Origin of the sequence: Prevotella sp. khp7, from assembly GCF_900109055.1 — a bacterium.
In the GTDB taxonomy this organism is placed as follows: domain Bacteria; phylum Bacteroidota; class Bacteroidia; order Bacteroidales; family Bacteroidaceae; genus Prevotella.
The window spans coordinates 478,746-497,467 of sequence record NZ_FOIV01000001.1 but is presented as its reverse complement, the minus strand read 5'-3'; the positions used below and the strand labels follow the sequence as shown (position 1 = coordinate 497,467).

General features: G+C 46.8%; 18 protein-coding genes. 4 read left to right on the top strand and 14 right to left on the bottom strand.

Annotation, left to right across the window (positions count from 1 at the left end; genetic code table 11):
- The first annotated feature begins 2 nt into the window (after positions 1–2).
- Positions 3–2,456, top strand: a complete 2,454-nt coding sequence (locus tag BMX82_RS02140; RefSeq protein WP_091765643.1) for an AraC family transcriptional regulator — start codon at positions 3–5, stop codon at positions 2,454–2,456.
- Here BMX82_RS02140 and BMX82_RS02135 read toward each other — a convergent pair.
- The 14 genes from BMX82_RS02135 to BMX82_RS02070 form a co-directional block, all read right to left on the bottom strand.
- Positions 2,395–3,681: a type IX secretion system plug protein gene (locus BMX82_RS02135; RefSeq protein ID WP_091765640.1), complete on the bottom strand. Its 1,287-nt coding sequence runs from the start codon at positions 3,679–3,681 to the stop codon at positions 2,395–2,397. The genes BMX82_RS02140 and BMX82_RS02135 overlap by 62 nt on opposite strands.
- Positions 3,678–5,678 carry a fructose-1,6-bisphosphatase gene (locus tag BMX82_RS02130; RefSeq protein ID WP_091765637.1) on the bottom strand — a complete coding sequence of 667 codons (2,001 nt, stop codon included), beginning with the start codon at positions 5,676–5,678 and terminating at the stop codon, positions 3,678–3,680. The genes BMX82_RS02135 and BMX82_RS02130 overlap by 4 nt, the downstream gene beginning before the upstream one ends.
- Positions 5,675–6,742: a glycosyltransferase gene (locus BMX82_RS02125; RefSeq protein ID WP_036912720.1), complete on the bottom strand. Its 1,068-nt coding sequence runs from the start codon at positions 6,740–6,742 to the stop codon at positions 5,675–5,677. Before BMX82_RS02125 ends, BMX82_RS02130 begins: the two co-directional genes overlap by 4 nt.
- Positions 6,743–6,755: 13 nt before the next feature.
- Positions 6,756–7,424 (bottom strand): glycosyltransferase family 2 protein, encoded by a 669-nt coding sequence (locus BMX82_RS02120; protein WP_091765634.1) that lies wholly within the window; start codon positions 7,422–7,424, stop codon positions 6,756–6,758.
- A gap of 41 nt (positions 7,425–7,465) precedes the next feature.
- Positions 7,466–8,626: a diaminopimelate decarboxylase gene (lysA, locus tag BMX82_RS02115; protein WP_036912714.1), complete on the bottom strand. Its 1,161-nt coding sequence runs from the start codon at positions 8,624–8,626 to the stop codon at positions 7,466–7,468.
- A complete protein-coding gene (locus BMX82_RS02110) occupies positions 8,627–9,946 on the bottom strand; it encodes an aspartate kinase (protein ID WP_036912711.1) in 1,320 nt (439 codons plus the stop codon). It lies immediately after the preceding gene.
- Positions 9,947–9,973: 27 nt separating this feature from the next.
- Positions 9,974–10,654, bottom strand: a complete 681-nt coding sequence (locus BMX82_RS02105; protein ID WP_036912708.1) for a cell division ATP-binding protein FtsE — start codon at positions 10,652–10,654, stop codon at positions 9,974–9,976.
- Between the two features lie 18 nt (positions 10,655–10,672).
- Positions 10,673–11,320, bottom strand: coding sequence for a bifunctional phosphoribosyl-AMP cyclohydrolase/phosphoribosyl-ATP diphosphatase HisIE (gene hisIE, locus BMX82_RS02100; protein WP_036912705.1), 648 nt, complete (start codon positions 11,318–11,320; stop codon positions 10,673–10,675).
- Positions 11,317–12,075 carry an imidazole glycerol phosphate synthase subunit HisF gene (hisF, locus tag BMX82_RS02095; RefSeq protein ID WP_091765631.1) on the bottom strand — a complete coding sequence of 253 codons (759 nt, stop codon included), beginning with the start codon at positions 12,073–12,075 and terminating at the stop codon, positions 11,317–11,319. Before hisF ends, hisIE begins: the two co-directional genes overlap by 4 nt.
- Positions 12,054–12,779, bottom strand: coding sequence for a 1-(5-phosphoribosyl)-5-[(5-phosphoribosylamino)methylideneamino]imidazole-4-carboxamide isomerase (gene hisA, locus BMX82_RS02090; RefSeq protein WP_091765628.1), 726 nt, complete (start codon positions 12,777–12,779; stop codon positions 12,054–12,056). Before hisA ends, hisF begins: the two co-directional genes overlap by 22 nt.
- Complete coding sequence (gene hisH, locus BMX82_RS02085; RefSeq protein ID WP_091765625.1) at positions 12,776–13,366, bottom strand: imidazole glycerol phosphate synthase subunit HisH; 591 nt, start codon at positions 13,364–13,366, stop codon at positions 12,776–12,778. Before hisH ends, hisA begins: the two co-directional genes overlap by 4 nt.
- Positions 13,366–14,229: a formyltetrahydrofolate deformylase gene (purU, locus tag BMX82_RS02080; protein ID WP_091765623.1), complete on the bottom strand. Its 864-nt coding sequence runs from the start codon at positions 14,227–14,229 to the stop codon at positions 13,366–13,368. The genes hisH and purU overlap by 1 nt, the downstream gene beginning before the upstream one ends.
- A 120-nt stretch (positions 14,230–14,349) precedes the next feature.
- Entirely contained in the window at positions 14,350–14,883 is a 534-nt protein-coding gene (locus BMX82_RS02075) for an FHA domain-containing protein (RefSeq protein ID WP_091765620.1), read from the bottom strand.
- A complete protein-coding gene (locus tag BMX82_RS02070) occupies positions 14,880–15,926 on the bottom strand; it encodes an HU domain-containing protein (protein WP_091765617.1) in 1,047 nt (348 codons plus the stop codon). Before BMX82_RS02070 ends, BMX82_RS02075 begins: the two co-directional genes overlap by 4 nt.
- Before the next feature lie 104 nt (positions 15,927–16,030).
- Here BMX82_RS02070 and rfbC point away from each other — a divergent pair, with 104 nt between their 5' ends.
- From rfbC to BMX82_RS02055, 3 genes are read left to right on the top strand one after another with little or no spacing between them, the layout of a single operon-like run.
- Complete coding sequence (gene rfbC, locus BMX82_RS02065; protein ID WP_091765614.1) at positions 16,031–16,579, top strand: dTDP-4-dehydrorhamnose 3,5-epimerase; 549 nt, start codon at positions 16,031–16,033, stop codon at positions 16,577–16,579.
- A 27-nt stretch (positions 16,580–16,606) separates the two neighbouring features.
- Positions 16,607–17,926, top strand: coding sequence for a UDP-glucose dehydrogenase family protein (locus BMX82_RS02060; RefSeq protein WP_091765611.1), 1,320 nt, complete (start codon positions 16,607–16,609; stop codon positions 17,924–17,926).
- Positions 17,927–18,709 carry a DUF4738 domain-containing protein gene (locus BMX82_RS02055; RefSeq protein WP_091765608.1) on the top strand — a complete coding sequence of 261 codons (783 nt, stop codon included), beginning with the start codon at positions 17,927–17,929 and terminating at the stop codon, positions 18,707–18,709.
- The last annotated feature ends 13 nt before the right edge of the window (positions 18,710–18,722 follow it).

Below are 18,722 nucleotides of genomic sequence, written 5' to 3'. Positions count from 1 at the left end.
ATATGAGTAAGAAGACAGTATTAACCTTTTTACTAATCTGTATGATGCTGTCGCCAGTATGGGTGAGGGCAGAGTTGTCGACCCGTTTGTTCAGGAACTACAGTGCTGCTGACGGACTAGCTGACAACAGTGCACAGGTTATCAGTTGCATGCCATGTGGACGACTTGTGATAGCCACGATGGGGCAGATAAATTTCTACGATGGTCAGCGTTTTGAATATATCGACCCTACCGACGAGAACATTTTCCCGCTGAAAAACTATCATGGCAATTACCATCTGTATTTTGACCGTTATGATCATATTTGGCTGAAAAACAAATTATCAGTGACCTGCGTTGACTTGGTGACAGAGAGGTTTGTGAACTCGGTAGAGAGCGTATTCAAAGGATTCGGCATAAAGCAGAATGTGACTGATATGTTTGTTGATCAGGATGGCATTGTGTGGTTGTTGACAGATGGCGGACTATTTAACTCGAAGACAAAGAAGACACTGAAGATTAGGAAAGACCTGAATTTGCAGGATCTTGAGATATATAAGGGCAACACTCTGCTGCTGTTTTATGAGAATGGGTTGGTTGAGATGTATGAGATGCCAACAGCCAAGAAGATTCACGAGAGTTATGCCTATGGTCCGCAAGATATGGACAGATTCCGCTTCTCATCGGTACTGAAGGTGGATGGTAACAAAATCTATCAGATAAGAAATGGTTTCAAGGATGCCATATTGAACCAGTTTGACGTGGAGAAGCGCCAATGGAAAGAGGTGCTGCGTACGCCCTACCATCTGAATAATATGACAGATCGCGATAGTGTGCTTTACATTCCATCAGAGTATGGCTATTGGACCTATGATGTGGTGACAGATAAACTGACACATGCGGACAACTTGAGGCTTGTCAACGGACAGACGCTGAATACCGACATTAACGTAATGGCGTTCGATAATCAAGGAGGATTATGGGCAGGTACCGAGAGACGTGGATTGCTTTATTCTATGCCTTATACACCACCGTTTACGATTTACGACTGGAGTCAGAAACGAGCAGCTGAATTGGGGGCGATGATGGATGGAATGGACAAACCCATCATGTTCAGACATAAGTTCGTGAACACAGTATATAAAGACTCACGCGGATGGACGTGGGTCGGTACATCTCAGGGTTTACAGCTTTATAGGAAACTAACCGATATGCTGCCACAGGTAATCACGAAGAAAGATGGCTTATTGAACAACGTAATTCACTCTGTAGTGGAAGACAAACAGCACAATATCTGGGTGGCTACGAGTTATGGCATATCGTGCCTGACGTTCAAAGGCGATAAAATCAGGTATATCATCGGCTACAACCACAACGAGAACTTACCCAGAGAGTCGTTTGTAAACGGTAAGGCGATGTGTCTGTCAAACGGTGAACTGGTGATGCAGTCGCTTGACCATATACTTGTATTTAACCCTAAAGGGATGAAAACTGTGAGCGGTGAGTTTCCATTTAAATTGTATCCTAAGCTGATTCGTCTACAGGTGAACGGCAACGAGATAGATACTGGCCAAGAGTATGAGGGTGACGTGATTCTGGATAAGGCTTTGTCGTGGACAGAGGAAATCAATCTAAACTATACCCAAAACTCTACAACGCTAGTTTTCTCGGCATTAAATTACTTTCGGCCGCAGCAGACCTGTTATCGGGTGCGTGTAAAGGGACTGATGGACGATTGGCATGTGTATACACGAGCTAATTCGGCTGGACTGATTGATGCCAGAGGTATGTTCCACCTTCCGCTGATGTCGCTCAGCCCTGGTACATACACTATCGAACTACAAGCTTCGATGGTGCCCGACAGATGGGATACGGAACCTCTTCAGTGGGTGGTAAAGATTAATGAACCTTGGTGGCGAACCACAGGCCTGTTTTCGATTCTGGGCCTGCTGCTGCTTGTGTTGACTGTTATTAATACCTATCTTTTCCATCGTAACTATAAACTGAGGGCCCAGAGAAATCGTGGTGAGCAGACCATTATCAGGCGTATCTGTACTATTGCTCGTCGTTTGTCGACACGAGGGGAGATTGTGCTGGAACCAACATCGGAGGAGATGAGAACCGGCGAGTATGCTATTCAGGAGGATATCGATCCGCAGTTTGTGAAAGTGATGGAAAGGTTGGTATCGTTTGTGAACAAGGCCGACAAAAATCAACTCTCGATGAGGGTGCTGAGTTCGGAGTCTGGACTCAATGTGCAAGACTTCTACAGGGTAGTTTCAGATAATGTGTTTAAGAGTCCGAGACTATTGTATAGGAAGATGATGCTGGATCGTGCAACGAAATTGCTGAAGATGAGTAGCAAGTCTGTTAGCGAAATTGCTGACGAGTGTGGCTTTGTCTCGCCAAACTATTTCATCTCCACGTTTTATCGTGTGCATCAGATGACCCCAAAAGAATTTCGCGAAGCGCGGTAAGTCGCCAAGTACGTTCGCCAATACCTTTATAATAAATAAATGCCAGATAACGATTTTCTGTCTGGTAGAAGTTCCCTTCGCTTGGTAGTAATCGAGGTCGACCATTGTTCGGTTTCCATAGGTATTGATATGAATAGTATCCTTGTTTCTGGAGTATCTGAGCGGTGTAGGTACTGTTTTCTTTATCATAGGTCATTATGTAGCTATTAGAGGTCTCGGTTGTCCAATGACCATTGATAATGATATGTCCTTGAGGCATATAGGGCGCCTTGAGGCGATAGTTTACCAATACATATTCGCTCGACGTGTCGTTTTCACGGTTGTCGCTGTTGCGGATGTAGAAGGCTCCGTTGGCATCTTTGTCGTAGATGTAGTTGGGACGAGGTTCATCAAGGAAGGGATAGACTTGATAGTTACTGCCGTCCCATGTGATGTTGTCAATGCCCATTGTAGGGTGGCTGGGATCGAGTATTTCGAACTTGCGATACTCATTGCCGCCCTCGAAAATAAGTTCGCGACAATGATGCCATTCAAGTCCATCAGCATTTGAATAGGTGGGGGACACGCCACGTCGCATGTTGTCTTCGCGCCCGTTTTGCATCACTACAAGCATAATCTGTTCGTCAGGGTAGGTCACCCTGTTGCCCAGATAATTGAGCCTGAGACTGAGCTGCTGATGGCTCTGGTTAGTGTCGATATCGGTATCTGTAGTGGCTTCGAGTGCCAGCGACATTGTTTGCTCCGTTACTAGAAAGTCTATGCTAGCCACTTCTTCATTGCTGTCGTCATCGGTGATATGGAGACGGTAATTACCGCTCATCTTCAGGCGACACCTGTCGTTGGGGATTTGAAACTGATAGTGCGTGTATGGGACGATGGTATTTACAGAGAGGCTGTAGTTTTCGATTAGGCAATTGTTGAAGCCTTCAATCCAGTCGCTCTCAAACACCTCTGAGGCTGTTGTCCAGTCTGCTTCACATCGTTCAATGTGGTAGGTGTAGCGATGATAAGTATGTGAAAGTTCGTCGAAACTGACATAGAGTACATCGTCACTCCTCAAGCGTAGAACGGCTGGTGATGATAGCCAGTTATTGTTGGCGATAGCCTGAAGGGTCTTAATGTGTTGGCTATAGATATGGCTCTCTGCCACAATCTCTCCGGCAAAATCAGAAACTGCAATAGGATAAAGCAGAAGAAATAAGAGGGTGAGAAAGGGCTTCTTCATATTCTTTTTTCTTTGATGATGCCATGACGATAGGCGTAGAGCAGTTCTTTCAAGTCAACTACTTGAGACTTGAGCTCAGTTCCTTTATCGGTATCGGCTACTAGCATGCGGTGGGCTGACATCTCGATGATCTGTGTTGTTGATTTAATGTCAATCTCACGCACGACAGCGTCTTGTTGTGAGGTGAAAGGTTCGTGCTGAACTAGTTGGAAACCGCGTGAGTGATAGACAAGCGTATAGCCTGCAATACCAGTCTCACTATGGTATGCCTCAGAGAAACCACCATCAATCACCATCAGTTTGCCGCCAGCCTTTATAGGGTTTTCGCCTTTAGAAGCGTGAACGGGTACGTGGCCATTGATGATATGACGATTATTCCCTTTAACCTCAAAGGCATCGAGTATACGATCGCACACATCCTCAGAGTCGCGTAGCTTGAAGTAGTTGCCTTTTTCTTCCTTGTATGTTTCTTTATCTTTCAGAAAATAGCGTTCGAAAGTGGCCATCTTCGATTTATCGAAGAGTGGGGAATCTTTGCCGCACCACAGGTAGAGAAAATAATCACGGGCATAGTCGTGAGGATATTCTTCTGTAGATGATTCGGCAGAATTGTTGGAGGTGAATGCCGCGCGGATCATCATGCCTATATTGTGCATGAGGTCCTTACCACAATAGCTGATGCCAGGGTAAATCTCTACCTCTTTCAGCGAACCGTCGTCGTTGAGTGGACAGCTAGCATGAAACAGTAGGTTGGAATTGCTTACGGTGTACATGCAGCCATGTGAGAGTAGTGTTCGGATGTGTTTCTTAAGTTTCTCGCAGATGCGGAACGAGTGGTGGAGTTTCATCATGAGGTCAGCCTCGGCGGATGTCATCTTATTGGGCTTCTTTGGGTCAATAGTTGGGAAGTGACAGCTCTTCATCTCATACGCTTTGCCGTCGATGGTACAAATGCCTTGCGTATAGTCGATGTGGTTAAACAGACAGCGTCCGAGCATGCCCCATTCTGGATGACGTTCAAATATCGCTGCTTCCTCCTTGAATTGGATGACAGCAATAGCCTTATGCATCTTAGCGGTGAGTTGACGTTCCTTGTCATCCATCGAATTCCCAGGCAGCAATTTGGGCAGGAATTCCTCGCAGGGGTCATCGCCATAAGTCTCAAGGGCAAAGGTGGCCAAAGGTACCAGGTTGATTCCATACTCTTCGATGGTAGTCAGGTTTGCATAGCGCAGACACAGACGCAGCACGTTACAGATACAGGCATCATTGCCTGCTGATGCTCCCATCCATAGTATATCGTGGTTGCCCCACTGGATGTCCCAAGAGTGGTATTGGCGTAAGGTGTCCATAATGATATGGGCACCTGGACCTCGGTCGTAGATGTCACCGAGAATATGCAGTTGGTCGATGGCCAGCCGTTGGATTACATTACAGATGGCGCAGATGAAATCATCGGCACGGCCTGTAGAAATGATGGTGTCAACAATCACACTGACATAGGCCGCCTTGTCGATGTCGGAAAGGCTCTCGTGGAGCAGTTCCTGAATGATATATGAGAATTCCTCGGGCAGTGACTTGTGTACTTTTGAACGGGTGTATTTCGATGATACATCGCGGCACACCTTTACCAGCTGATGGATGGTGATGCGATACCAATCGCCGAGATCGGCCTCTCTAGCCTTAATGAGTTCGAGTTTTTGTTCTGGGTAATAGATTAGTGTGCATAGCTCTTTTTTCTCCGACTCACGTATGCTGTTGCCGAAGAGTTCGTTGACTTTTCGCTTAATATTGCCTGAGGCATTCTTTAGGATATGGCGGAAGGCCTCACTCTCACCGTGAATATCGGCCAAAAAGTGCTCTGTTCCTTTGGGGAGTGCCATGATAGCCTCGAGATTGATTATCTCCGTTGAGGCCGCAGCGATAGTAGGAAATGATTGTGAAAGCAACTGCAGGTAGTGCATGTCTGCTTGTGTGTAGTGATGATGGCTTGTCATATTTTTAAGTGGTTTGCAATAATTCTGCGTAAATGTTCTGTCTTTTTGTCGTTAATAGGGAGTATAGGCATGTAGCCTTCGTTGAGTCCGGTCTCTTCGCCGAGTACCTGCATGAGCCGACCCGCGAATTCCTTCAGTCCTTTGCTCTCTAATAGCTCAGAAAGGCGTTCATCGTCGATGCTGTCGCGATAGAGTTCACGGGTGAGCTCGATGAGGTGAAGAAGTAAGGGACGCTTACTGATCTGTTTAATCATTCGGAAAACATATTCGTTTTCGTCCCCCTGATAGTCACCGGCAATTTCTTTGATTGGGTGGGGCATTACGTATTTATCAGGAAAATAGGCACTGATTCTGGAGGTGTCAAGCATAGGTGTTGATAGCCCTAGAATGTTAATGCCATAATCCACGTAGTTGCGTATGTTTTCGTGTTCGGCATATACTAATATATGACGCCAATCAGGACTTGTAGTTGGTACTTCGTCGACCCATCGCTGATCACCCAAGATGCCTGCTTTGATGATTGCTTTCAAATATTGATGGGTCAGATTGTCCATCAGACCGAGTGTGTTGGAGTCGAGTATTCGCTGATAGACAGTGAAGGTTTGGGCACACATCTCAATAGGGTTGATGGTGTTGGTAATCACCGCATTATGTATCTCTTCGATACGGCGATTCCAACCTAAATCTTCGAAGTTGCTGCGTTCTAGACGTCCAAAGGTAATAATGGCGTATGTGTGTATAATCGCCTCTTTTAATAGTAAAAGTCTGTTTGCTTTCTCTTGTGTACTCTGCTGATTGATAGTCCATGGTTCTAACTGACCATGAAGAGACAAAACCGTACGTATACCAGCTCTGCGAGCAGAACGAAGGACTCTGGTGAGAAAGAAATGGGTACAGCCGTGCACATGGACAATGTCGGGCTTGTGTCCTTTCATTGCTTGTCGGAAGGCACTGTAGCTGTCTGCGGTATATGTGTCAACGCTCTGTCGTAAGCCCTCATTCAGCATCTGAACATGATGCAGAATGAGGGCATCGGATTTGGGATATACATGCAGGACTTTCATAGGCTTTGATATCTCACTCCGTTACAAGTAGTGTGGTGGACGATCGTTTAATGAGGCTCTGCCATAGAATGCTCAATCGTATGCCGAGAAGCGCGGTCGGGGAAATGTGCTGTTCGAAAAGGTTCAACAGATCCAGAACGTTCTTTTTGTGGATGATGATAAAGTCATATCTTCCCCAAGCATAACTCATGCGTGTGTCACGATCAACAACCTTTTTGAGTCGACGTTCAGCCTTTCTGATGTGACTTGCTGCACTGTCGACAAAAGCAAATGATTGCAGGCGAATGCCTTTCCTTCCGATATATCCAAGAGTTAACTCCGCGTTTTCATCAAGTACTTCACTGATGGCTTTGAGTATGTCTGGAGCTGTAATCGGTCTGTCGATTCTTGAAAACATAATCAGTTCGTTCTTAGCGGCTTTTGTTCCGATGCTAAAGGCAAGCTTCTTCCTGGTGACGTGCCTGTTGGGCTTTGGGAGAAATGTTGTATAAAGGTGTGGATAGTCTTTTTTCAGCAGTTTTAATACATCCTCAGTATTGTCTGTTGATGTCTCGTCGACAACGATGACCTCATAATCTGCCTCATATTCCTGTGAAAGGAATAGAGGCAGGTTTGATTCAAGCTCACGAGCCTGATCGTAGACTGTCATGATGATAGAGATGCCGCGATTGTTTGTGCTCATTTATTTACCTTTTTCTATTAAAACTTACATCCCTTTGCCTTTTAGATTTCGTCGCTCATATAAGCAAGTGGTAGTTTACGGCAGTTGTATTGAGATGCCATGATCTCGCCATAAGCTCCCGCAGACCGTATAGCGAGCAAGTCGCCACGCTTGGTGCGATTGAGATCGATTTGTTTGGCAAAGACATCAGTAGATTCGCAGATAGGTCCTACCACATCGTATGCTTCTGTCGGCTCTTCACTTGTAATGTTCTCAATTTTGTGATAAGCTTGATACAGTGCGGGGCGGATGAGGTCGGGGAATCCAGCGTCGACAATGGCAAACTTCTTAGTGGCACCTTCCTTTATATATAAGGTTCGTGTGATTAGGCTTCCGCATTGTGCCACAACAGCTCGTCCCAATTCGAAGTGGAGAGTTTGACCAGGACGTAATTTCAGCTTCTTTGCATAGGTGTCGAAGTAGGCCTTGAAGTCGGGAACAGGCAGACGATTGGGGTGCTCGTAGTCTATACCGAGTCCACCGCCTACATTGATGTGCTCTACACGAATGCGGTGGCTCTCCAATTCGTTCTGCAACTCATTGACACGATTGCAGAGGGCTTCAAAATCACCCATATCGAGAATCTGTGAGCCGATGTGAAAATGCAGCCCCACAAACTTCACGTTAGGAAGTTTCTCTGCCTCAGCAATAACGGTTAACATATCACGCATGGCTATGCCGAATTTATTTTCAGCAAGACCAGTGGTGATGTTTGCGTGTGTATGTGCGCCCACATTGGGGTTCAGACGGAAGGCAACGCGTGCCACCTTGCCTTTCTGGGCTGCCAGTTCATTGATAACCTCAAGTTCGGGGAGACTTTCTACGTTAAAGCAAAAAATATCGTTGTCAAGTCCAAGATTAATCTCCCAATCGCTTTTGCCTACACCAGCATACACGATCTTTGATGCAGGGAATCCTGCCTTGACGGATGCTTCGATTTCGCCGCCGCTGACGCAGTCGGCACCAAGACCTGCCTCGCGAATGATACGGAGCAGACGGGAGTTTGCATTTGCCTTGATGGCATAGTGTACCACAAATCCTTCGTGGTGACTAGCCTCCTCGTTGATAGTGCGCAACGTCTGGCGCAGTAGTTCTGTGTCGTAGTAGTAGAAGGGAGTCTGTATAGACTGAAACCTATCTACGGGGAATATTCCTTTTGCCATTTATTTATTGAAAATCGTATTACTCAGATTCTGAAGCGCACGCTTCTTGTCTTCCTCGCGGATGAGGAAAGAGATGTTGTAGTTTGAACCACCATAGCTTACCATACGTACGGGAATGTCCTTCAGCGCGTCGAGGGCTAAAGTTTCGAAACCGATGTTTGACCAGTCGAGGTCACCTACAACGCAGATGATACACATGTTGGTGTCAACAGTCACGGTGCCGTATTTCTTTAATTCATCAACAATCTCACCTAAATGGGCGGAATTATCGATGCTCATTGAAACGCCAACCTCAGAGGTACATACCATGTCGATAGGTGTCTGATAGCTCTCGAATATCTCGAATACCTTGCGCAGGAAACCTGTGGCCAGTAACATGCGAGATGATTTGATTTTGATAGCGGTGATGTTGTCCTTAGCGGCGATAGCCTTGATTTTACCGTATTCGGTGGCATTGCTAATGGTTGTTCCCTCAGCATCGGGATCCATCGTGTTCAGCAAACGCACGGGAATACCGGCATACTTGGCTGGCTGAACGCATGTGGGGTGGAGAATCTTAGCACCGAAGTAAGCTAGCTCGGCAGCCTCTTCGAAGTGAAGCTGATGGACAGGCTCTGTCTTGTCGACTACACGTGGATCGTTATTGTGCATGCCGTCAATATCGGTCCAAATCTGAATTTCCTCAGCATTGATGGCTGCACCTATGAGTGAAGCGGTGTAGTCGGAACCACCACGCTGCAGATTGTCGATTTCACCATAAGCATTGCGACAGATAAATCCTTGGGTGATATATACCTGTGCACCTTCGTTTTCTTCAAGGCTGGCACGGAGTTTTTCTTTGATATATACGGGATCTGGTTCGGAATTTTTGTCTGTACGCATAAAGTCGAGTGCATTCAGTAGAACAGCCTTGATGCCCTGCTCCTTCATGTAGTTCACAACCATGTTCGTAGAGATAATCTCACCCTGAGCCACGATGCTTTTTTCCTCGAAACTGGTGAATAATTCTTTAGTGAAAGAACGCAGATAGTCGAACTCACTGCGGAGGAACTCGCGGGTAGCGGCCTTTGTCTCCTCTTTGGCGTAAAGATCTTCTACATGCTTGTCATACTTCTGCTCCAAACGATTGATAACCTCGTTGGCACCATCAGGATTCTTCTTGTAAAGGTAATCAGAAATCTCGACAAGAGAGTTGGTGGTTCCTGACATGGCTGAAAGCACCACGAATACAGGGTCGCCTGACTTGGTAACCAGAGCGGTCACCTCTTTCATTCTCTGAGGACTGCCGACGGATGTTCCGCCGAATTTCATTACTTTCATATCGATTATATTTTTATGTTATATCTTCTATGCTTTTCTCACTGTTACTTGTCCCATCTTACCTTCCTGACACTGATAGGCCTTGCCTGGATACTTGTTGAGCAAACCAATGTTATGAGTTGTCATTACAACGGCAGTACCATTTTCGGCAATGCTACACAACAGTTGCATGATATTGTCGGCAGTCTCCTTGTCGAGATTACCAGTAGGCTCATCAGCGATAATCAGTTTCGGGTGGTTCAATATTGCTCGGGCAATAGCTATGCGCTGCTGTTCACCTCCCGACAGTTCATTAGGCATTTTGTCGAGTTTATCCTCTAGTCCTATTTGAGACAAAACCTCATGAATACGTTCATTAATTAACTGTTTGTCTTTCCAACCTGTAGCCTTCAATACGAAACAGAGGTTCTTGTAAACGGTCCGGTCTGTTAGCAGTTGAAAGTCCTGAAACACGATACCAACCTCCTTACGCAATGCAGGAATCTCTTTGCGACGGATAGTCAGCAGGTCATGTCCGAGCACATTAGCCTCCTCAGCTTCGTCTACATCCAAATCACAATAGAGTGTCTTTAGTAACGAACTCTTGCCAGAACCAACTCGTCCGATGATGTAGACGAATTCGCCTTCTTCAACTTGGAAATCCACACCCTCTAGAATCTTGGTGTCGGGCTGCTGGTAGATGTTTACATTCTTATAACTGATCAGCATATAATGATTCTCTTTAGATTACTTCATGATACCTTTAGCCTTAGCCTCGCGGCGCTTCTTGTCCCAGTTGGGATCGTGACGCTTGTGTAATTCGTCGGCCACCTGTTCGATACGCATACCTTTACTAGTGAGCATCACCACGAGATGATACAGCAGATCACTTGCTTCGTAAATCAGGTGATCAGCGGTGCCGTTAGTGGCCTCGATAACAGTTTCAAGCGCTTCTTCGCCAACCTTTTGAGCAATTTTGTTAATGCCGTCCTTGAAAAGTTTGGTGGTGTAGCTGCCTTCGGGCATCTCCTCATGGCGCTGGTTGATGAAGTCCTGCAGTTCCGTGAGGAAAAGCAGGGGATTCTGCTCGTTGTCTTCTCCCCAGCAGGTATCGGAACCTGTGTGGCAAGTCGGCCCGTCTGGAATAGCCTTTACAAGCAGGGTGTCGTTGTCACAATCCACCATGACGTCTACCAGATGGAGGAAGTTTCCTGATGTCTCGCCTTTAGTCCAAAGGCAATTGCGTGAACGACTCCAGAAGGTGACTTTTTTTGTCGCGATAGTTTTGTCGAAAGCCTCCTGATTCATGTAACCAAGCATTAGCACATTCTTGGTTGTCGCATCCTGTATGATGGCGGGGACCAAGCCACCGCACTTTTCAAAATCTATTTTCATATACGTACGTTTATTCCTTCTGATTTTAAATATTGTTTGAGTTCGGGAAGGGGTATCTCGCCGAAGTGGAATACGCTGGCAGCAAGCGCTGCATCAGAATGCCCTTCGATGAAAGTATCACGGAAATGCTCTTTCTTCCCCGCGCCACCGCTGGCTATGATGGGAATTGACAGGTTGTCGGCCAACTCTCTCAACGCCTCGTTCGCATACCCCTCTTTTACGCCATCGTGATTCATTGAGGTAAATAAAATCTCGCCTGCACCACGTTCTTGTGCCTCATGAGCCCACTCAAAGAGTCCCCGTTCTGTGCGTTCGCGTCCACCTTTCAGGTAGCAGTGCCATCCGTCTTCATCCATGCGAGCGTCGATGGCGCATACACATACCTGTGATCCGAAGCGGTTCGTAATCTCGTCAATCAGTTCTGGGCGACGGATGGCGGCACTGTTCACACTCACCTTGTCGGCTCCCGCATATAGCAGACGTTCTACGTCGGCTAGCTCATTAATGCCACCGCCAACAGTGAAGGGAATATTGATTTCTTTTGCTACACGGCTCACCATCTCGGTGAAAGTCTTGCGGCCTTCATATGAAGCAGTAATATCAAGGAAACACAACTCGTCGGCTCCCTGCTCGCTGTAGGCTTTGCCAAGTTCAACAGGATCACCTGCACTTCGCAAATTTACGAAGTTGGTTCCTTTGACGGTTTCACCGTCTTTCACATCCAGACAGGGTATTATGCGTTTTGCCAGTCCCATAATTCATTAAGATTGATTTTCCCTTCATAAATGGCTTTACCGAACACCACGGCAGGAATGCCTGCAGCATCCAGCGCCTTGATATCGTCGAGTGATGATACGCCTCCGCTGGCGATTAAGTGCATTTCTGGATAGGCCGCCATGACTTCTTTGTATAAATCGATAGCAGGACCTGCCAATGTGCCGTCTTTTGAGATCTCTGTGCACAGTACATTCTTCACTCCGGCATCAACATATTTTTGCAGGAAAGGCAATAAATCCTCAGCCGAATCTTCTTTCCAGCCATTGATACTGATTTTCCCGTGTCGTACGTCAGCACCAAGAATGATACGCTCTGCGCCGTATTTCTTGAGCCATCCCATAAATAGGTCTGGCTGAGTGACGGCTATTGAACCGATTGTTACCATCGATGCACCTGAGGCAAAAGCCTTCTCGATATCCTCGTCGGTCTTGATGCCACCTCCGAAATCAACGGTTAGACAGGTTTCTGTCGTAATACGGCGGAGTACGTTGTCGTTGACGATATGTTTTGATTTTGCGCCATCGAGATCAACCACATGCAGACGGGTGAAGCCAATCTCCTCGAACTCCTTAGCCACTTCGGCGGGAGAGTCGCGATATATGGTCTTCTGGCCGTAATCACCTTTGGTCAGTCTGACGCATTGGCCGTTGATGATGTCGATAGCGGGTATAAGTTCTATCATAATTCAAGGAAGTTTTTAAGAATTCGTTCACCCACCTTACCACTCTTTTCCGGGTGGAACTGGCAAGCATAGAAATTGTCTTTATGCATCGAGGCCGAGTAGGGCTGTATGTAGTCGGCGGTGGCTATTGTGTCCTTACAAGTCGGTACGTAGAAACTATGGACGAAGTACACGTAGTCGCCATCGTTGAGTCCCTTGTAGAGCGGGCTCTTCAGATCATAGAGCTGATTCCAACCCATGCAAGGCACTTTGTCCTCATGCTTCTCTGGCAGAAAACGCTTCACCTCCGCATCAAAAATCCCAATGCAATCTGTGTTGCCCTCTTCGGAATGCTTGCAGAGTAGTTGCTGCCCCACACAGATACCGAATACGGGCTGCTTTAATGAGCGGATTACCTCGTCGAGTTTACGGGCTTTCAAATAATCCATAGCTTCGCCAGCATGCCCTTGGCCGGGAAACAGCACTTTGTCAGCCTTTACCAGTTGCTCTGCGTCGTCTGTCAGCAGGGGTTCGATGCCCAGTCGTTTCAGGGCATTTACCACAGAATAAATATTCCCTGCGTTATATTTCACGATAGCTACTTGCATTACGAGAAGATAATTGTTTTGTTCTTATAAGTGAGGATTTTACGCTGAATGTGCTTTGATACGGCATGTGAGAGCACAATCTTCTCAAGATCCTTGCCTTTCAGCACCAGACTCTCGGGGGTGTCCTTATGTGTGATGCGGGTCACATCCTGCTCAATGATAGGCCCAGCGTCGAGTTCTGCTGTTACATAGTGACTGGTGGCACCGATAATCTTCACGCCGCGCTCATAGGCCTGATGGTATGGCTTTGCGCCGATGAAAGCGGGTAGGAATGAGTGGTGGATGTTAATGATGTGGTGTGGATACTCTGCAATCATCTCGTCGCTGATGATCTGCATATAACGGGCCAGCACGATAAACGAGATATCCTCTTTCTTCAACAGTTCCATTTCTGCGGCTTCTACTTCTTCTTTGTTGCTGTGGTCTTTCTTAATGCTCCATACGTAATATGGAATGCCAAACTGATCAGCCACATAGCGCAGATCTTCGTGATTGGATACGATACAGGGAATTTCGCAATTAAACTCTCCAGCCTTCCAACGGGCCAATAGGTCATATAGACAATGGCTCATCTTTGATACGAAGATGGCCATTCTTGGTCGTTTGTCGCTGTAATAGAGGCTGAACTTCATCTGGTAGCGCTGTGCATAGAGCGTAGTGATATAGTCGTAAATCTTGTCACGTGGAATCTGAAATCCTTCAAGTTCCCATTCTATGCGCATGAAAAACATACCTTCAACCTTGTCTACATACTGGTCAAGGTACACAATGTTACCCTTATTATCGGTGATAAACTTGGTTACTTCCGAAATGATGCCCTGCTGATCTGGGCAGTGGAGTAGCAGAATCGCTGTTGTTTCCATTGATTTTTATTATTTCCTTTGAATTATCAAGGCGCAAAGGTACAAAAATAAATGGTAAAACGAGCCTAAAATGGAAGAAATCGTTAATATGAGATTAATTTCTTTAGAAATTATGCATAATTATTCGTCTTTAGCCTCGGCAGAGCGCAAAATTATGCTAGTGGCGCCTAAAGTGAAGAGTGTGCCGTCGTTAATCAGACGGCGCTCTTTGGGCGAAAGCTCCACATTGTCAACAAAAGTGCCAGTGTTGCTGTTGTTGTCTTTGAGTGTGTAGCGCAAGCGTCCTTTCTTGTCGCGTGAAACGGTAATCGTGCAATGATTCAAATCTACGCTAGGGTCTACGGTCTCAAAAGTCGCATTCGCAGGATTGCCTTTCTGGTATCTGCCAATCACGTTGTCGCCCATCTGCAAGGGTATCACTTGCTTGTAGTGAAATACGTTCTCAATCACCACGATAGAGCCGCACCCCTGCTCGTTGGCCTGTTCGTCGGGGTTCTCGTCTTTCTGACGCTCACGAAGTTTGCTCACACCTATGCGGATGCCAAACTCCTTGCCGCAGTCAGGACATTTGAATACCAACGACTGTCCTGCGGTATATTTTGTTTCATCGAATGTGATGTATTGATCGCATTTAGGACAACGTACCCGTTTCATATCTTTTCACTGAATTTATAAACCCAGGCCTCTTCTAGTCCCTTCTCCCTGTGTATCTTCTTCAGAGCGTTGTAAGCGTCGCCTTGTGTTTTGAAATTTCCATATATCACGCGGGTTATGTCTTTGTGGACATATACCTCAGACTGCTCATATCCCTTCTTCTGAAGTTCTTCGACAAAGGCATGGGCGTTTTTCTTAGTTACCATACTGGCCAGTACGATGCAATAGCCTTGTCTGGCAGAGTCTTTTCTGACCGTTGTGGCCACCTTTACGCTGTCTTTCTTCAGAATGGTGTCCACTTTTGTCATCGTCTTCTGGATGTCTTGTTTTTTATAGTCTATCGGACTTGTATTAGTGTCCTTCGACATCATGCCAAACAGAATCGTATTATTCAGGTTGCTGATGGTACGCGTCATCATCTCGGTCTTGCCTGTAGGCAGGGCCAGCAAGACGATAGCCAGCAGCACTGCGGCAATAGCTACAGTGTTGCGTATCCACGAGAATTTGATTCTTACCACATCATCCTCATCCTCGTCTTCAATAGGTTCCATGCCTATGATTTTAGCCGTGTTGATATCAGCCTGTTCCTCTTGCTGCGCTTTCACTGCTTCTCGCTTCTGTTCCTCCAGACGTCTCATCTCATAGGCCCCCAGTCCGTAGAGGGTCGGTGTCAGTATGCCAGCCTCACAAGGGGTGAAGATGTAGTTGCCATCCTCGTTCAGTGCCAGTGTTCCGATGTCGTTCAGTTCGTACGAGCCTTTGTTCTGCAGCCGCATCTTCAGTTCGTTTACCTCGTCTTCAATACGCTGTAAAGCCTCTGGATAGCTGATGTCATAGGCCTCGACATACGACTGAGCCAGCAGCGAGTCGTTAATCTTGAGTTGTGGGTTGAATCCTAATGTACGCAGAGGAGGAAGAAACGAGTTATCTTCCTCATCATAGCTCGCATCAACATGATGCGTCATAAAGCCTCCTAAATCAGGCACTATCACGCAGTCGTTGTTGAGCAAAAGGATCTCAATATGTCTCTCTAATTCAATCACGACTGCAAAATTACGGCATTTTTTTGAGATAAACAAATAAAAGAAACCTAAAAATGTTGATTATGTGATTTTTTTGCCGTATCTTTGCACAAAAAATATAAAACATGAATTATATCGAGACTGAAATCGACGGAGTCTTTATCATTGAGCCGAAGGTGTTCAATGACGCTCGTGGTTATTTCATGGAGGCTTGGAAACAAGAAGAGTTCAACCAGCATATAGGTAAGGTCGACTTTATCCAGGACAATGAGTCAAAGTCGTCTTTCGGTGTTCTGCGTGGGCTTCATTACCAGAAAGGTGAAACGTCGCAGGCCAAGCTGGTGAGGGTTATTAAAGGTAAGGTGTTGGATGTAGCGGTAGATCTTCGCAAGTCGAGCCCTACTTTTGGTAAACACGTGATGGTAGAATTGAGCGAGGAGAATAAACGCCAGTTTTTCATTCCCCGCGGCTTTGCTCATGGCTTCCTGGTGCTGAGCGAGGAGGCCATCTTTACATATAAGGTAGATAATCCCTATTCGCCTTCCACCGATGGCGGCATTCGTTGGAACGATCCCGATTTGGGCATTGAGTGGCCCATCGACCCTGCGAAAGTCCTGACCAGCGAGAAGGATTTGAACCAGCCTTTTTTGAAAGACGCAGAGGTGTTTGAATAAAATGGTTAAAGAAGAAAAATAGTAGATATGAATATAGCAATTGTTGGAACAGGATATGTTGGACTAGTGTCAGGAACGTGTTTTGCTGATACTGGTGCCAATGTGACGTGTGTCGATGTAGATGCCCAGAAGATAGAACGTCTGAAGAATGGCGAAATACCCATCTACGAGCCTGGGCTCGACGAACTCGTGAAAAAGAATGTAGCCGCGGGCCGACTGAAGTTCACTACCGATCTGGCTTCTGTGCTCGACGATGTTGAGATAGTTTTTTCTGCCGTTGGAACACCTCCCGACGAGGACGGCTCTGCCGACTTGAAGTACGTTCTTCAGGTGGCTAAGACCATCGGTGAGAACCTGAAGAATTATGTGGTTGTCGTCACGAAGTCTACTGTACCTGTAGGTACCGCCAAGAAGGTACGCAAGGCTATTGAAGACGAACTGGCCAAGCGCGGAGTTGATATCGAGTTCGATGTGGCCTCTAACCCTGAGTTCCTTAAGGAGGGCAATGCCATCAAGGACTTCATGAGTCCCGACCGTGTTGTGGTGGGCGTCGAGAGCGAGCATGCCAAGAAGGTGCTCACCAAGCTCTACAAGCCCTTCCTTATCAATAATTTCCGTGTCATCTTTATGGATATCCCGTCGGCTGAGATGACTAAATATGCCGCCAACTCAATGCTTGCTACACGTATCTCGTTTATGAATGACATTGCCAACCTGTGTGAGCGTGTGGGAGCAGATGTTAATATGGTACGCGCGGGTATCGGCTCCGACACTCGTATCGGTCGTAAGTTCCTCTATGCTGGCTGCGGCTATGGTGGCTCGTGTTTCCCTAAGGATGTCAAGGCTCTTATCAAGACGGCCGACCAGAATGGCTATTCCATGGAAGTGCTCAAGGCTGTAGAGCGTGTCAATGAGCATCAGAAGGGCGTTCTCTTCGAGAAGCTTGTCAAGGCTTTCGGCAGCAAGGAGGCTCTGAAGGGTAAGACTATCGCCATGTGGGGACTCTCGTTTAAGCCCGAGACCGACGATATGCGTGAGTCAACGGCCCTTGTCATGATTCAGAAACTGCTCGAAGCAGGCTGCAAGGTGCGTGTCTACGATCCGGTTGCCATGAATGAATGTAAGCGCCGTATTGGCGACTCGGTGGTATATTGCCGCGACATGTACGATGCTGTACTCGATGCCGATGCCCTGCTGCTGCTCACCGAATGGAAGGAGTTCCGCTTGCCAGGCTGGGGCGTCGTCAGGAAAGCCATGAAGCGCCCGCTTGTCATCGATGGTCGAAACATCTTCGATACCGAGGAGCTTGATGAGAATGGCTTTGAGTATCATTGTATCGGAAAGTAAATGAACAGGTTTTTCATCATAGTATTATCGGTTGTTGCTTTGATGGCCTGCAGTGGCCGGGAAGGCAAGCCTGTTGCTGAGAACAAGGAGGCCAAGACCCTGCTACAGGGTATCTGGGTCGACGCAGAGAGCGGCGACGTATCGTTCCGTGTCAAGGGCGATACCATCTATTATGCCGACTCTACCAGCCAGCCTGCCTATTTCCGTGTCATCGGCGATTCGCTGGTGCTTGGCTCTGGCGCGTCTTACGGCATTGTCAAGCAGTCGCCCCATCTTTTCTGGTTCAGTAATCAGAACGGCGACGTGGTGAAGCTTGAGAAGAATGACGATCCTATAGCCGAGGAAGCATTCGTACACGATACGCCGCGGGTACTTAGCTACACCCATCAGGTGAAGACCGACTCCGTGGTCAACTTCGGTGCAGAGCGTTATCACTGGTATATTGCCATCAATCCTACCAAGTACAAGGTTGTTAACCATACCTACAACGAAGACGGTATGGAGGTCGAGAACGTTTACTATGATAACATTATGCATGTCGCTGTATATCAGGGCTCTCGTGAGCTTTATTCAAGTGACTTCCGTAAGCAGCAATATGCCAGCTATGTACCTGCCGACTTCCTGAAAGAAGCTGTTCTTGGCAATATGGAGTTCAGCCATATCGATGCTGCGGGATTGCACTTCAATGCCACCCTCTGCATTCCCGACGGTGCCAGCTGCTACCTTGTAGAGTCGCTTATAGACTATCACGGCAAGATGACGATGAAGCTTGTTGAATATTAAATAGCAGTTTATC

Excerpts from the sequence above, each read along its gene's own strand:
- BMX82_RS02075 (WP_091765620.1), bottom strand. The coding sequence starts at position 14,883 with ATGAAACGGGTACGTTGTCCTAAATGCGATCAATACATCACATTCGAT.
- rfbC (WP_091765614.1), top strand. The coding sequence starts at position 16,031 with ATGAATTATATCGAGACTGAAATCGACGGAGTCTTTATCATTGAGCCG.
- BMX82_RS02140 (WP_091765643.1), top strand. The coding sequence starts at position 3 with ATGAGTAAGAAGACAGTATTAACCTTTTTACTAATCTGTATGATGCTG.
- BMX82_RS02135 (WP_091765640.1), bottom strand. The coding sequence starts at position 3,681 with ATGAAGAAGCCCTTTCTCACCCTCTTATTTCTTCTGCTTTATCCTATT.
- lysA (WP_036912714.1), bottom strand. The coding sequence starts at position 8,626 with ATGGCAAAAGGAATATTCCCCGTAGATAGGTTTCAGTCTATACAGACT.
- BMX82_RS02055 (WP_091765608.1), top strand. The coding sequence starts at position 17,927 with ATGAACAGGTTTTTCATCATAGTATTATCGGTTGTTGCTTTGATGGCC.
- purU (WP_091765623.1), bottom strand. The coding sequence starts at position 14,229 with ATGGAAACAACAGCGATTCTGCTACTCCACTGCCCAGATCAGCAGGGC.
- hisH (WP_091765625.1), bottom strand. The coding sequence starts at position 13,366 with ATGCAAGTAGCTATCGTGAAATATAACGCAGGGAATATTTATTCTGTG.
- BMX82_RS02130 (WP_091765637.1), bottom strand. The coding sequence starts at position 5,678 with ATGACAAGCCATCATCACTACACACAAGCAGACATGCACTACCTGCAG.
- BMX82_RS02120 (WP_091765634.1), bottom strand. The coding sequence starts at position 7,424 with ATGAGCACAAACAATCGCGGCATCTCTATCATCATGACAGTCTACGAT.
- hisA (WP_091765628.1), bottom strand. The coding sequence starts at position 12,779 with ATGATAGAACTTATACCCGCTATCGACATCATCAACGGCCAATGCGTC.
- hisF (WP_091765631.1), bottom strand. The coding sequence starts at position 12,075 with ATGGGACTGGCAAAACGCATAATACCCTGTCTGGATGTGAAAGACGGT.
- BMX82_RS02110 (WP_036912711.1), bottom strand. The coding sequence starts at position 9,946 with ATGAAAGTAATGAAATTCGGCGGAACATCCGTCGGCAGTCCTCAGAGA.
- BMX82_RS02125 (WP_036912720.1), bottom strand. The coding sequence starts at position 6,742 with ATGAAAGTCCTGCATGTATATCCCAAATCCGATGCCCTCATTCTGCAT.
- hisIE (WP_036912705.1), bottom strand. The coding sequence starts at position 11,320 with ATGAAAATAGATTTTGAAAAGTGCGGTGGCTTGGTCCCCGCCATCATA.
- BMX82_RS02105 (WP_036912708.1), bottom strand. The coding sequence starts at position 10,654 with ATGCTGATCAGTTATAAGAATGTAAACATCTACCAGCAGCCCGACACC.
- BMX82_RS02060 (WP_091765611.1), top strand. The coding sequence starts at position 16,607 with ATGAATATAGCAATTGTTGGAACAGGATATGTTGGACTAGTGTCAGGA.